The sequence below is a fragment of the Rhodococcus sp. BS-15 genome (genome assembly GCF_000813105.1).
GTDB lineage: Bacteria > Actinomycetota > Actinomycetes > Mycobacteriales > Mycobacteriaceae > Rhodococcoides.
In genome coordinates this window covers 1-13,225 of the sequence record NZ_BAOX01000122.1, presented here as the reverse complement: position 1 = coordinate 13,225, position 13,225 = coordinate 1, and the positions used below count along the sequence as shown (strand labels likewise).

Below are 13,225 nucleotides of genomic sequence, written 5' to 3'. Positions count from 1 at the left end.
TTTTTCGTGTCGTCGTCCCGTGTAATCATGGGCAGCGGGCCTCCTTCGGGTAGCCGGTGCCTGGTATGAAGCCTCAGCAAGCGTGAGGCTCTGTCTCGTTGGCGGTGCCCTACCGGTGGGTAATTCGATGAGTGCCTTGAGAGGCGCGATCGTGAACACCTCAAGCATTGGCAGCCGCATCACCTCGTTGCTTCCTGCATACGGGGCGATCGAGCGGGCGCTCATCAGCATTACAGAACCGTCGCTGTCATCTGGGGCCCGGAGGGTATCCGTGTCACGGTCTGATTCTTGGATAGAGGTAATGAAAATGATGGACGAATGAGACACAAGAACACCTGGTGTCATCGCGGACAGCCGCGCTGCGTCGCCTATAGGTCGTATGGCGAAGGCATGCGAGGGTGCAGAAGCCGCCGCATGGCTGCCTGGTGAGATGGCTCCGCCGTGACCGGTGCGATCGTCCTGGTTGACCGTGGCTCGGTGTGCCTGAATCTGATAGCCGCCTTCGTGCCTTCCCGAAGTCAACCTCGACCGGCGAGTTCCGAAGCTGGATCGGAGATAGTTCATGTCCCTGCGCACTGTCGGCACCGTATGGGACTGTGGGGTCTGGTTAGCCATCAGAACGAAGAGGGGAGTGCCGGTGCCCGTTGCCGACAATGCTGTCGACAGGCCACTCGTCGACGTGGTGATCGACGCCATCGACGCGGACAATGATCTGTCCGACGAGGTCAAGTACTTCGTTCTCGCAGCCCTGGAAGGGCCGACGTCACTGCAGGAGCTTCTCGACGGCATCTCGACCCCGCACGTTCCGGAGCCGTCGGGTAGCAAGCTCGTCGAAGAGCCGGTCGGTGCTTTTCTGACCTCGATCACTGTCGCGGGATTCCGCGGCATCGGGCCCAAAGCAGCGCTGGATCTACACCCTGCGCCTGGGATCACGATCGTCAGTGGCCGCAACGGATCGGGCAAGTCGAGCTTTGCCGAGGCGCTCGAATTCGCGATCACCGGTTCGAGTTACCGCTGGGAGAACAAGGCCAAGCTGTGGGCTGATACCTGGCGCAATCTGCATCAGGGAGATCCGTGTGAGGTGCGGGTGGGGCTCACGATCGAAGGATCCGAACCGACGGTTGTCGGTGTCGACTGGACCTCTGATGCCGCGCTGAAGGGATGCTCCACCTGGACTCAGGTTGGAAAGCAGAAGCGCAGCATCGGTACCGATGCACTTGGGTGGAAGTCTGCCGTCGAATTGCATCGCCCGATCCTGTCCTACGACGAAATCGGCGGCCTGTTCGACGCGACGCCGTCCACCCTGCACGACGCCCTGGCCAAACTCCTCGGACTCGACGAGATCACCGATGCCGAGAAGCGACTGGCAGCGGTACTCAAGGAGGTCAAGGGGCCCGGCAACGAGCAGCGGAGAGCCTGCGCCAGCTCAAGAACTTGTTGTCGGATGCGTCGGACGACCGTGCGAAAACTGCTGCAGACCTGGTCAAGAAGCGGGTTGCGGATCTCGACGCGGTGCTAGCGCTGGCCACTGGTGCCGACGCATCGGCATCGCCCGCGCTCATCGGTTTGAAGCGGCTCGCAGCGCTGAGCGCCCCGACTCAGCAGCGTGTCGACGAGGTGGTGGCGGAGCTAAGGGCAGCTGCGGCCGATACCGCGGATTCGGCTGATGAGGCACTGTCGGTGGTGGAGCAGCGCAACGATCTGCTCGATGCGGCACTGCGATTGCACAGTGAGACGGGCAAAATCGAGTGTCCGGTCTGCACGACGGGGACGCTCGACGATGCGTGGGCCGAGCACTCGCGGGCGCAGCTTGCCGAGGAGAGCCAGAAACTGGCTGCCTACAAGCACAGCCGCCGCCGACTCGACCGAGCGCAACGCGCCGCAGTCGAACTGGGGAACGAAATCACCGACGCCACCGCGGTGGAGGGCGTCGACCTGCCTTCACTGTCCGAGTATCAAAAGTCCGTCGCCGTGGCGCGAGAGCAACCGTCGAGTTCTTCCGGTGTGGCGGACCACTTGGCAACGACGATCCCCGCGGTCATCGAGTCTGCTGAGGCGCTGCGCACCGAGGCCAATGAAGCGGCGGCTCAGCGTGAGGACACCTGGGCACCGATTGCTGGACGTCTGGCCGCGTGGGCCACCCTCGAATCCGCAGCGCGAGAGGCGGATGAGGCCGTCAAGAACGTCGACACGGCCAAGAAGTGGATTGCCTCGCACGCCAAGCAATTGAGGGATCAGCGGCTTGCTCCGATTGCAGAGCAGGCGCGCGACATTTGGGCGGAGTTGCGTCAGGAAAGCAATGTCGACATCGGTGCTATCAACTTGGTGGGCCACAACACCAGCAGGCGAGTGGTGATGACCGGCTCGGTCGACGGCGTGGAGTCCGAGGCACTGTCGGTGATGAGTCAGGGCGAGCTGCATGCGTTGGCATTAGCACTGTTCATACCGAGAGCGACCACGCCGAACAGTCCGTTTCGATTCATCGTGCTGGACGACCCTATCCAGGCGATGGATCCGGCGAAGATCGATGGCTTCATCAAGGTGCTGTCGGCGCTCGCAAAGACCAGGCAGGTCATCGTGTTCTCGCACGATGATCGATTGGCCACTGCGATCAGGCAACTCGCAGTCGATGCGCGGCTCGTCGAGGTCATGCGCGAACCAGGTTCCAACATCAGTGTTTCTGAGACACAGAATCAAGCGATCCGGTATTTCAACGATGTGCGGGCATTGGTGTTGGACGAGAATGTGCCCGAGGACGTCAAGCGGCGAGTTGCGCCGGGCTTGTTCCGGTTGGCGCTGGAATCTGCTGCGCAGCAAGTGTTCTATGCAAAGCAACACCGGGCGGGGGAGTCTCGGCTGGCGACCGAAGAGCGGTGGTCGGCAGTGCACAAGACGCGCAACAAGATTGCGCTGGCCGTGCACCAGGATTCCGAACGCGACCTATCGCAGTGGCTCGGCTTCCGCACCGAACGCTTCCCGACGCTCCACATCGCGAATGCAGGCACTCACAACGGTTCGGATCGGCCGATCACTTGGGAATTGGTGAACGACCTAAAGAAGATGGTCGACGGGATTCTCGCCGAATGACTACGACCACGTCACCGGCAGTAGCGCTGAGAAATGCCGAACTGCTGCTCGACGGAAGTCATGGCGCTGCAGGCGGTTCCGCGCGTCTGGCCGCGTTCATCGCTCGCCAGGCGTTGGAGGAGTTGGTGGTCGCGCGATGTGTGGCGCTGGGCGTGGATATCGAGCGACCGAGCATGCGATCACGGCTGGTGATCTTGAGGTCGTTGGACACCACGGAACGCGCGGACGCCGCGTCGATGGCGTGGAACAGGCTGAGCAATGCCTGCCACCACCATGCCTATGAACTTGCACCGACAGTGGATGAGGTGCGGCATTTGTGTGGCGTGGTAGCCGTGCTGTTGGAGGAAACGTGATCGAGCAGGCTCGAAAGGTTGATATATGGAAATGAAAAAGAGCTTCTTCGTCCTCTGGAACGGAAGCGACGAGGGTCTCGATCCGGACGAGCGCCGTGAGATGATCGATGAAACGACCAAAGGGATTCCCTACCCGGGCAATTGGAGTTTCGGTCGCGGATATGGGAATCCACTGAACGGAGATCGGGTCTACATGCTGCGGACCGGGAAGAACCGCGGCGTGGTGGCGAGCGGTGAACTCATCGCCGATGGCGCGCACCCTGGCGAGCATTGGGATGAGGGGGGAGGAACTGCTGTGTACGTCGACGTCAGCTGGGACGTGATGCTCGACGACGACGATCGTCTACCCGTCGAAGAAGTTCAGCAAGCGTTACCCGAGTTCAAGTTTCCTGTGCAGAATTCAGGGCGGTTGATTAGAGAACCCTCAGCGTCCGTTCTGGCTGAGCTGTGGTCCGGCCACCTCGACAACCTCCGGCGCAAGAACGCCAACCCATGGCTCGGTGGAGGTGGGAGTGCCGGTGGTGAGCGAGTCGCGCGGCGAATCCCGTTGGAGGGCAATCGCATCAAGGAGTATTACGTCGAGTCGTTCGCGTCCTATCGAGCGACGCGGGCTGAGAGCGCGATGGTCCACGCTTCGCGGACACACTGAAGGCGGATGGCGTGGACGTGAGCAGTTTCCAGCTGGCAGTGAAGAACACGGGGCGTACATTGATCGCCGACTTGTTCGACAACACCAACGGCGTTCTGTACGAGGCGAAGGCATCAGCTTCGCGGGAGGCGGTGCGGATGGCATTGGGACAGTTGCTCGACTATCGAAGGCATTTCAAGACTCCTCCTGCCCTCTCTGTGCTCTTGCCGGAGCCGCCGGTCGGTGACCTCATCGAGTTGTTGAGAGAGCACGGGATCGGATGCGTTCATGAGAGCGACGAAGGCTTTGTGTATCCAACGCTTCCGGAAGGACGGTAACGATAGGTGCCTTGTGGCGTCGAACGACTGCTTAATGCACGCGACACGTCGGCTTTAAAGCGCACATCCGTGCCTGGTGTTCTATCAGCGACTCCAAGCGGCTACGCCTTGGGCAACAACGCCTTCCACGATATCGGAGGCGCCGTTCGAGCGGTGATTGCCAGGGCGCTGATGTCCGACGAAGAACGTACGTGGTTACAGACCGCCGATCTGTTCGATCACGACGTTGTTCGCGTTTGCGCGTGCCGCGAACTCGGGATTCAGGTCGAGGTCGTCGTCGAATTCGCCAGTCAAATTTCTGACAAGAGTGTCGGCTAGACGGTGTCCCATGGGGCGAAAAGTCACATACGTCAGCCCGCCGGACACTATCCCGCCGACCACGGGTACGGCCTTGGTGATCGTCTTCTCTACGGTCTTCTTCGTGATCTTCTGCCCGATGATTGCGCCGACCTTCTTGACGAGGGGGTACCAGGTGGTTTTCGTCAGTGCCTGCGCTGCGACTTTCTTGCCGATGTTCGCGCCGGCGACTTTCGATGTGCTCGCCACCAGCGCCGATGCCCCAGCCGCTCCGAACATTGCGCCGAGGTAGCCAATCACGCGAATTTGGGCCGACTCAGACAGTTCGTTGCCGTCGAAGAGGTCATCTTCCCCGAACATGTACGCGATCTGTTGAGCAAGGTTGATGGCGAAGCCGAAATATTGCGCTACGTCCGCTCCACCTGCGGCAACCATGATCGCAGGGTTGCCGGGCAGGCCGCTGGCAAATGATACAGCCGAGGTCTTCGCTGCACTGTTCTTGACAAGTGTGTTGCATTTTTTGCGAAGTGATTCGACTGAGTAAACGACCTGTGGCCCCTCGGCGAGGATGACATCGAGGTACGAGGAATCTTTGAACTGCTTCCGTAGAAAAGAGTCTCTGTCCACGTGGACGACGGGTAGCTTCGCGATGGCACCGATTGTCTGCAGCGTGGTCGCGTAGAGCTTGTCCTGGGAAGGTTCTGCCATGTTGGACACCATATCCGGTCGTGATGACACGAGGTTCTGCGCCCGTCGGATTCAGTCGGACCGGCTCGTGCTGTGACGGTACCGGGTATCAATCTTGATCTATGTTCCGTCACCGGAATCTGCTCGACGGTGTACACGAAGTCGAAGTTGTCGAACAAACGGACGAATATGCCAGCACGACAGCACGTTCAGCGACCGAAACCCATGCTCCTCTGTTGTCTAGACGGTGTATTCAGGCTAGAAGAGCGTCCGTCCTCGGGGATCAGTTGGTCGGCGAACCGGTAGTTGCAGCCAATGTCGATCTTCTCGTTCGGGTCCTGCTTGTCCCGGAACCAGGTGACGCAGGTTTCCGCGGCCAAGCGACGATCCTTGGTGAACAGGTAGCCGTCGGTGCAGTCGTCGAAGTGTTCCTGCAGGTACCACTTGTCGAGAGTGATTGCCGCAGTCGAATAGTTGGCGAGCAGTAGATGTCCGAGCTCGGTGCGGGAGCGACGAACAAGGAATACGTCGTCCTCCATCACCTGAAGTTGAGCACACAGGACGTCGTCGGACTCGTGCTCGCTGGGGATGTAGTCGTTGGGTCCGAGGTCGATAATGAGTGCCACCGGTTGGTCGACAAGCGATTCTGTCAACCATTCTCGCGTGTAGACCCAAGGCTCGATCGCGAGACGTGTGCCCGCAGGGGTGAAGAACGCGGTCAGCAGTGCCCCGCCTTCGACCGGTGCGCACCAACCGTCCACAGAGTCTCCGAGACCGAGCAGGTTGAAATCAGTGTCGTCGTCACGCCACAGGGTTTCCGACATCACCTGGCCGATCTGAATGCCTCCTTCTTGCTCGACTTCCACCGACCATCCGGCGTAGTCATGATCGAGGTTGGTGATCACGGCATACCGATCTCCATCGATGGTCGATGCGAAATGCCATTCCGGAGCGGGGTGGTCGGATTGCTTCATATATGTCTCCAAGTCTTTTGTGGTGTCGGGCTTAATCGCTATACGGCGGGCTTGAGGTGGGACGCAAGGGTCTGCAATTCCGCCACCAGATGTTGGTACCCGTCTGGGGCAGATCGAGTGCATTGTGGCGAGTGTGGGCTGCGTGTGCGAAGACCGGTGCGTGCATGGTGCGCAATCGGTTTCGCTCTCCCCGGGATCTCGGTGCGACACGACTGACTGTATCCAACGGGTCTGACACAGTGTGGAGCTCACGGCGACGGCAGTGGTCGCGAAACAGCTTGTCGTACGCGTGTGCGATGATCGAAATGCGGAACGGATCAAGTTCTGCTTCTCTCGCGGTGTCGATGTTCCCGTGACTCTTCTCTGACATTGCACCGCGACGGTGCACGACGAAAGGTGCCCGATGGCCAAGAAGATTCTGTACGTAGACCTCGACAACACGCTCGTAAACTTCCAGTCGGGCATCGACCGGGCAGACCCGGCCGACATAGCGAAATACCCCAACGACCTCGACGAGGTAGCGCACATCTTTTCGCTGATGGATCCCATCGACGGCGCGCTCGATGCTTACCGCACGTTGGCGGCCGTGTTCGACACCTACATCCTCTCCACCGCCCCCTGGAAGAACTCCAGCGCCTGGCACGACAAGGTGCTGTGGGTGCAGAAGCACCTCGGGTCCGACGAAGGATCCGTCGCCTACAAGAGACTTATCCTGTCCCACCACAAGAACCTGAATCGCGGGGATTTTCTCGTAGACGACCGACGCAATAATGGTGCCGGCGAATTCGGAGGGGAATGGCTGCGGTACGGCACCGAACCGTTCGAGACGTGGGACCAGGTGACGGCCTACCTGCTGGAACGGGCGTGACCGTCGTAGCTCAGTTCTTGTCGGTACCCCTCGGTATGGTTCGGCCATCATCGTCACCGCGTCCATTCGGTGCACTTTCCATCAGGAGGTTCTTTTGACCAATCCACAGCTCTCTCTCGTTGCTGCTGTGCTCGACCGTTCGGGTTCGATGAATGCCATCGCCGACGACACCCGCGGCGGGTTCGATTCGTTCATCGCCAAGGAACGTGAGTCCGACGGCAATACCGTTGTCACTCTGGCTCAGTTCGACGACCGATACGAGTCGGTCTACAGCTCGAAGCCGATCGCGGAGGTACCGAACCTCGTGCTGGAGCCACGCGGGATGACTGCTCTCTACGACGCGGTTGGCCGGCTCGTCACCGAGGTGGGTGCGGAGCTCAGTGCGTTACCCGCGGACGACCGCCCTGGCTCGGTCACTGTTCTGGTGATGACCGACGGGCACGAGAACGCGAGCAAGGAGTGGACCAATACTGCTGTGCGCGAGCTGATTGCGAAGCAGGAGCGGGACTACGAGTGGGACTTCGTTTTCTTGGGTTCCAACATCGACGCTGTCGAAGTGGGTGCTGATCTCGGGTTCGCGCGGGAGAAGTCGATGACGTACGTATCGACGACGGTCGGCGTCACGGCTGCCTTCGATTCGGTGGCGAGCTACCAGGACCGCAAGCGTGCCCAGGTGCACGGAGCGTCTCTGGCCCAGGGTTTCTCCGAAGCCGACCGTCGCCGAGCGCGCGGCGAATGAGTAAGTACCGGGGCAGCGGCGTGTTGGAGGGCAATTGAACTGGTCTTCGTCCTCTGCATCGTTGCCGCACTGACCGGTTGGAAGTTCAGTTGAATCTGTCCGTAGGTTGCACCTGCCGCTGAGGATGCGTTTACTGCTGCCGCGCTCGGATTAGGATTACGAGTCATCCTCAGCTCAACGAGGAATAAGCAAAGCTTGAAGAATCCGTGTGCGACCCTCAGATAGTTCCCCGACGCTTTGGGTAGGCTCAACTTCAAGAGTCAAAGTCTCCGACCTAAAGAATCGCGATCATGAGAGCCAAGCAGCGCCCCTGGGGGCTGGACGGATAGGATCACGTGATGTCTGTGAAGCACAATCGCCAGCCTCCACAGCCAAAGCGTTTCGGGGCGCTAGAGCTCGACATGGCACCAGATGTGCCTGGCATCTACGCGTGGTATGCGAAGGTGGCGCTCTCCGAGCGCGACTGGGAACCTCGGTTGCGGGGCGACAGAGACCTGGCGACCTTTGAACTTAACCGAGCCATCATGGATTATGTCAACGTGCACCGCACAGGACCGGTCCATATGGCAGGCCCCGGAAAGTACGGTTTGAACTGGTCAGCAACACTCAATCGCGAGTCGGCCGCAGACCTCGACGAAGTAACCGAGACCAGCCGATTGGGTTTGCGCTTGGCTGAAGTATCTGCAAACCCGGAGCAGCGGCGACTCTTGGCCGACCTGTTGCTGGCTGCATCCCCGATCTTCGCGAGCCCTCTATACATCGGCGTCGCGACGAATCTGAGGGGCAGGTTAGCCGAACACAAGAAAGCGTATGAGGCTGCATACGCTCAGCTGAGGCAGAATCCGGCCCTGGCTGACGTGATGCAATTCAATGGGCAATCGCTGGGGGAGAGACTGGCCGGGTGTGGGATCCGCCTGGAACGACTGGACGTTTGGGTCCTCCCGTCGGGTACAGAGTTCCTGGGACTCGGAACTAACGACGATGGACGTGCTCAGCGAAGAGTGGTAGCACAAAATGCTGAATGGGTCCTACAGCGAGTTTTTCAACCGGTTCTAGGGAGGCAGTAAATGAGTCTTGGTCAATTTGGCAGCGGTGCTTCATTTCAAAATAGCGTTCAAGGAATCACCGGACGATTTTCAACGCCGGCGGGGCAGGTTGACTACTTGATGACCAAAGCCCGGCTGGGAGCTGATGCTGCGGACTCTGAGCGGAGATTGACTCAGCACCTTGTGCCGGTTCGTGAGGTGATCCCTTCGGAGGAGCTCGACTTCAACCAGCTCCTGCAACGCGACCTTGATGATCACCGCGTCGCGGTTAATCTCGTACCTTACCTACTCAATCCAGAGAAAAACGGACCAGCGTTTTTTCCACCAATAGTCGCAGTCTTGCTTCCATTTCAGTCTCAGCGACCTTCGGATTTCCCCGAGCTGGGCCAGCGGACAATCGTGAACGACGGCGGGTTGGATTGGGCTCAGCAGGATGCAGGCCAGTCGGTGCGCATCCGCCGGCTAGTCGACGACACAGGCAAAGCGAGTCCAATTGCGCTCGGGGAGGTCAAGTGGAACAGCGAGTTCTGCCGTCTTGTGGTTGTCGACGGGCAGCACCGTGCTATGGCATTGTTGGCCATTGATCGAACTATTCGATCGGCATGGCAAAGCTCCTCGGGCGCGCGATACCGCTATTTTTACGAATCGCGAATTAAAGAGGCGCTCAAGAATCGTGATGGCGTACTGGATGACATTGAAGTCCCGGTCACTCTTCTGTGGTTTCCTGAGAAGTTCGGTAGCGGCCACGAGCCGCACAAGGCCGCACGTAAGGTTTTCGTGGATGTCAATAAAGAAGCTCGAACTCCAAGCGAATCAAGGCTAATTTTGCTCTCGGATAGCGAGCTGCTCAATATCTTTGTTCGCACGACGCTAACTGATCTGCGCAATCAGCCTGGCGAGGAATACTTACCGTTATTCTGCGTCGAGTACGACAATCCGGATACGAAATCGACAACATCGGCGAGATGGTCTGCATTAACAAATATACATGCCATTAAACAAATGATAAGTCGGACCGTCTTTGGTCCACCAAAATATATCAATAAGCTCGACTCGGTAATAGGAAAGCGCGAGCCTGAAGAAGAGAAAAACTCGTTCATGCGCGAACAATTAGATGTAGAGAGATTGTTCGATCCGACCATCGACGGTGACCAGCCTTTCTCTCGAGACGAGTTGGCGAATAAGAACTTTCCTGACTCCGCGGTACCAAAGTTATCGGAGGCGTACCGGGAGTCATGGGGAAGAGCGATACTGGTGCTTCTCAGCGGAATTCTGCCTTACAGGGCACACGCGAGGGCATTGTCTCAACTCAAAGATGGATGGCTACTTGACGATGCCATTTCAACGCTCGCGAATGATGCATTGTTCGGGGGAGTGGGAATGTACTGGACACTCCGCGATTCGGCTACGTACTGGCAACGCGAAAAGGAGCTTTACGGGGCAACTACAAAGCCAGATGTTGTGAAGGCTTGGGATCTGATTGTCACCAAGCAATCGGAATTTGAAACCCTTAGGGCCGATCAGTACATCGGTGCCAAGTCAAGGGTGGACGAAGTGAATCAACTCTTCCAAGCGGTAAACACCCACGCGTGTCAATTAGGCCTGGCCTTGACCTTGGCATCCATCGTGAAACGAGCAACACCGGGCGGCATCGACGACGTCGTAAGTGTCGCTGAGGGAATGAAGGCAGGTGTCAATTCTTGGATGGAGAGCCGAACCTCAGGCTCTTACGATCGGCGGCTCGCGCTGTCGAAGCGTAGTGCCAAGTCTCCGAAAAGTCCTTTGAATTTAATCACGAATATGGACTCGCCACGAGCAGTTCAGTTCCGGTATTTTTGGTTGGAAATTCTGGCCTCAAAGGAGGGGTTCGCACCGCTGAAAGGCGTCGTCAATGAAGAATCTCTACTGAATCTTCGCGACGAGTCAAGGCAAGCCTATCTAACGTATATCGTTGGCGAGAAGGATAAGGCATTGCGGACAACTCGTCCCGATTTGAAAGACGACAAACGTAGGCAGCAAGCAGTAGTAGATTCTTCCAAGGAAGTTAGAAGCGCTATTGCAAAATGGTTCGACGTACCAGACGAACAGCTGGAGGCGTGGTTCAAGGTTCAGTCAGGCAAAGTTGTTGAAACGCCCGATACGACTTTGACGGATGATGACCAGGTCGATGATGATCTTGACGATGGCCTGGGAACGGAAGCTGCCAATGGTGAGGTGAGTGAACCGTCATAGAGGCGTGTCTTAAAGATAGTCGGTGGCCCGCGGAAGGAAACCGTTTGCACCACAGCCCGACCATCGACCGATGATCGATCTGACGATGAACTTTCAGGCCCTCGGGGGGCATACTCACCCTAGAGGCTGCCGGCTCCTGACGTTATGCCGATCTATTTGTTGAACAAGCGATGCCCACGGACAATCTTCGACCTTCGGTCCAAGGTCTGTCGCCATCCGTCCAACCTGCCGATCTGCTCAGGGCGTTCATATAGTCCCGCTCGCACCTCGGATGCGGTCAACTTCTCGTAGAGCGCGCGTCTCGGGTCGTCGGCACCCACGAATTCTTCCTTTCGATGAAGGAGTGGGGGATTGGTTGATCGGGTGTAGTCCCTCCAATCCACAGAGAGATCCCGCAAGTTGACAGTCACTGCACTCGCGAGTGTCGGATGTGCGTTGGCTTCAAAATCGGGATAGGTCAGGAAAGATATCTGTGGTTTGAGGACCGAAAGCTTGATCATATTGGCCCGCGGAATATTCCCAGACAGGACCCGCGCGCACCCCTCGTAGACCTGAAGGAGTGGAGGTAGCTCCGCAACAGCGTTGCGATGGACATAAAGTGCTGAGGGTGTTTGTTTCCCAACTTTTGAGCTGCGAGCTGACATCAGTATCAACGTTGGGTTGCCCGATGAGGCGAGGAGGCGATCGCCGAGGGTGGTGACTTCTCGATATGTGTTGAAATGAGTTTTTATGTCGCGTTGCAGTGTTTTTCCCAGGCTGCCAAATTTCGGTCTACGGCCGAATCGCGAGAGGGCGGCATAGACAACGAGCTCGCTCTTGCACTGCGTTCGAACTCGCTCCCAGTATGTATCCTCCGTGACCTTGTATATCAAATTCATTGCGCGGCCAAGCGTCTGAAATTGCTCTTTTATACACCGTTCATGATCAACTTCAAGTTCACCAGTCTTCGGGTAGCGTCCATGTCGAGACATGAATTTGAGCAAGGGTTCAAGCAGCTCGCTGTTCTGCTCGTATGTGACGTGAGGGTCTATCTGTACGCGTGGGCGGTACGTGTGCACTCGGTTGGCTAGGAATTGTTGTTCATCTACTTCGTCCCTGAAAACGTAGAAGATACCGGGAGCAGCGGCGACGGGCTTCTTGCCCAGTGCCTGTTCAAGCCAAGTCGATAATTCGTTTTGTTCGTAGAATTTTTGAAAGGTACCAGACTGTGTAATTATTCCGTCGGCAAAGCGACGGCCAACTAGGTGTCTTGCTTCCCAAACGAGTCTGGTTGGGCCCCCGATAGCAGTCCAGCGTCTATGCGATAGCTAATTGGTTTTCTTGCGTCCAGGTTTCCCAGTAGCGCTGCGGCGTCATGCCGTCCAGGGATCCGTGGGGCCGTTCATGATTGTAGATAGCTTTCCATTCCTCGGCCAAATACTTCGCTTCGGCCATGCTGTCCATGATTTCTCCGGAGAGTTGTTCCCTTCTGAATTGGGCGTTGAAGGATTCGATGAAGCCGTTCTGCCAGGGTGATCCCGGGTCGATGAATGCGGTGTCGACCCCGGCGGTGTTGCACCAGGTGACCAGTGCCTCAGCGGTGAATTCGGGCCCGTTGTCGCACCGGACGTAGGTTGGGGCGGTGCCGGTTTCGGCGATGATGTTCTCCAGCACCGCGACCACGTCGGCGGCCTTGAACGACCGGCGCGGGATGATCGCCAGCGCGGTGCGGGTGTATTCGTCGATGACGTTGAAGAACCGGATGTGCCGGCCGCAGGAAGTCACGTCGGACTGGAAGTCGAAGCTGACCACGTGCATGGGGGTATTCGGCTGTGAGGCGTTTCTGCTCCCCGGCTCCGGGCCCGGTGCGGCGTTTCTTCCGCGCCTTGGGTTTGCAGGTGAGCCCTTCGTCGCGCCAGAGCCGGCGTACCCGCTTCCTGTTCAGCGCCACGCCGTCCCACTCCGGCTGGGCGAGCAGGTGCCAGCGGGGCCTTCCG

The 13,225-nt window shown here is 58.2% G+C and carries 12 protein-coding genes and 1 pseudogene; 9 read left to right on the top strand and 4 right to left on the bottom strand.

The annotated features are described in order from the left end of the window. The first annotated feature begins 637 nt into the window (after window positions 1–637). The 5 genes from RHBS_RS30655 to RHBS_RS14980 are packed head-to-tail and all read left to right on the top strand — an operon-like array spanning window position 638 to window position 4,406. Window positions 638–1,519, top strand: coding sequence for an AAA family ATPase (locus tag RHBS_RS30655; protein ID WP_237669245.1), 882 nt, complete (start codon window positions 638–640; stop codon window positions 1,517–1,519). Continuing rightward, a complete protein-coding gene (locus RHBS_RS14995; protein WP_237669244.1) occupies window positions 1,438–3,087 on the top strand; it encodes a hypothetical protein in 1,650 nt (549 codons plus the stop codon). The genes RHBS_RS30655 and RHBS_RS14995 overlap by 82 nt, the downstream gene beginning before the upstream one ends. Next, complete coding sequence (locus tag RHBS_RS14990) at window positions 3,084–3,440, top strand: hypothetical protein (protein WP_094643715.1); 357 nt, start codon at window positions 3,084–3,086, stop codon at window positions 3,438–3,440. The genes RHBS_RS14995 and RHBS_RS14990 overlap by 4 nt, the downstream gene beginning before the upstream one ends. Window positions 3,441–3,465: 25 nt before the next feature. Beyond that, window positions 3,466–4,089, top strand: a complete 624-nt coding sequence (locus RHBS_RS14985) for a hypothetical protein (RefSeq protein WP_128645943.1) — start codon at window positions 3,466–3,468, stop codon at window positions 4,087–4,089. An 11-nt stretch (window positions 4,090–4,100) separates the two neighbouring features. Beyond that, window positions 4,101–4,406 carry a hypothetical protein gene (locus RHBS_RS14980; protein WP_128645942.1) on the top strand — a complete coding sequence of 102 codons (306 nt, stop codon included), beginning with the start codon at window positions 4,101–4,103 and terminating at the stop codon, window positions 4,404–4,406. 195 nt (window positions 4,407–4,601) lie between these two features. Here the strand turns inward: RHBS_RS14980 and RHBS_RS14975 are convergent, their stop codons facing one another. Continuing rightward, window positions 4,602–5,330 carry a hypothetical protein gene (locus RHBS_RS14975; RefSeq protein WP_237669243.1) on the bottom strand — a complete coding sequence of 243 codons (729 nt, stop codon included), beginning with the start codon at window positions 5,328–5,330 and terminating at the stop codon, window positions 4,602–4,604. Window positions 5,331–5,599: 269 nt separating this feature from the next. Further along, window positions 5,600–6,364 carry a hypothetical protein gene (locus tag RHBS_RS30650; protein ID WP_237669242.1) on the bottom strand — a complete coding sequence of 255 codons (765 nt, stop codon included), beginning with the start codon at window positions 6,362–6,364 and terminating at the stop codon, window positions 5,600–5,602. Between the two features lie 403 nt (window positions 6,365–6,767). On the opposite strand from RHBS_RS30650, the gene RHBS_RS14965 reads away from it, so the two are divergent. From RHBS_RS14965 to RHBS_RS14950, 4 genes are all read left to right on the top strand, one after another. Beyond that, window positions 6,768–7,232, top strand: a complete 465-nt coding sequence (locus RHBS_RS14965) for a hypothetical protein (RefSeq protein ID WP_128645941.1) — start codon at window positions 6,768–6,770, stop codon at window positions 7,230–7,232. Window positions 7,233–7,326: 94 nt separating this feature from the next. Beyond that, window positions 7,327–7,971: a VWA domain-containing protein gene (locus RHBS_RS14960; protein WP_237669241.1), complete on the top strand. Its 645-nt coding sequence runs from the start codon at window positions 7,327–7,329 to the stop codon at window positions 7,969–7,971. A gap of 338 nt (window positions 7,972–8,309) precedes the next feature. After that, complete coding sequence (locus tag RHBS_RS14955; RefSeq protein WP_094643712.1) at window positions 8,310–9,038, top strand: hypothetical protein; 729 nt, start codon at window positions 8,310–8,312, stop codon at window positions 9,036–9,038. Further along, window positions 9,039–11,249, top strand: a complete 2,211-nt coding sequence (locus RHBS_RS14950; RefSeq protein WP_128645940.1) for a DNA sulfur modification protein DndB — start codon at window positions 9,039–9,041, stop codon at window positions 11,247–11,249. It begins immediately after the preceding gene. A 152-nt stretch (window positions 11,250–11,401) separates the two neighbouring features. Here the strand turns inward: RHBS_RS14950 and RHBS_RS14945 are convergent, their stop codons facing one another. Both RHBS_RS14945 and RHBS_RS14940 read right to left on the bottom strand, forming a co-directional pair. Then, window positions 11,402–12,532, bottom strand: coding sequence for a DNA phosphorothioation-associated putative methyltransferase (locus tag RHBS_RS14945; RefSeq protein ID WP_128645944.1), 1,131 nt, complete (start codon window positions 12,530–12,532; stop codon window positions 11,402–11,404). Window positions 12,533–12,545: 13 nt separating this feature from the next. Beyond that, window positions 12,546–13,225, bottom strand: a pseudogene (locus RHBS_RS14940) (IS3 family transposase); the annotation flags it as partial.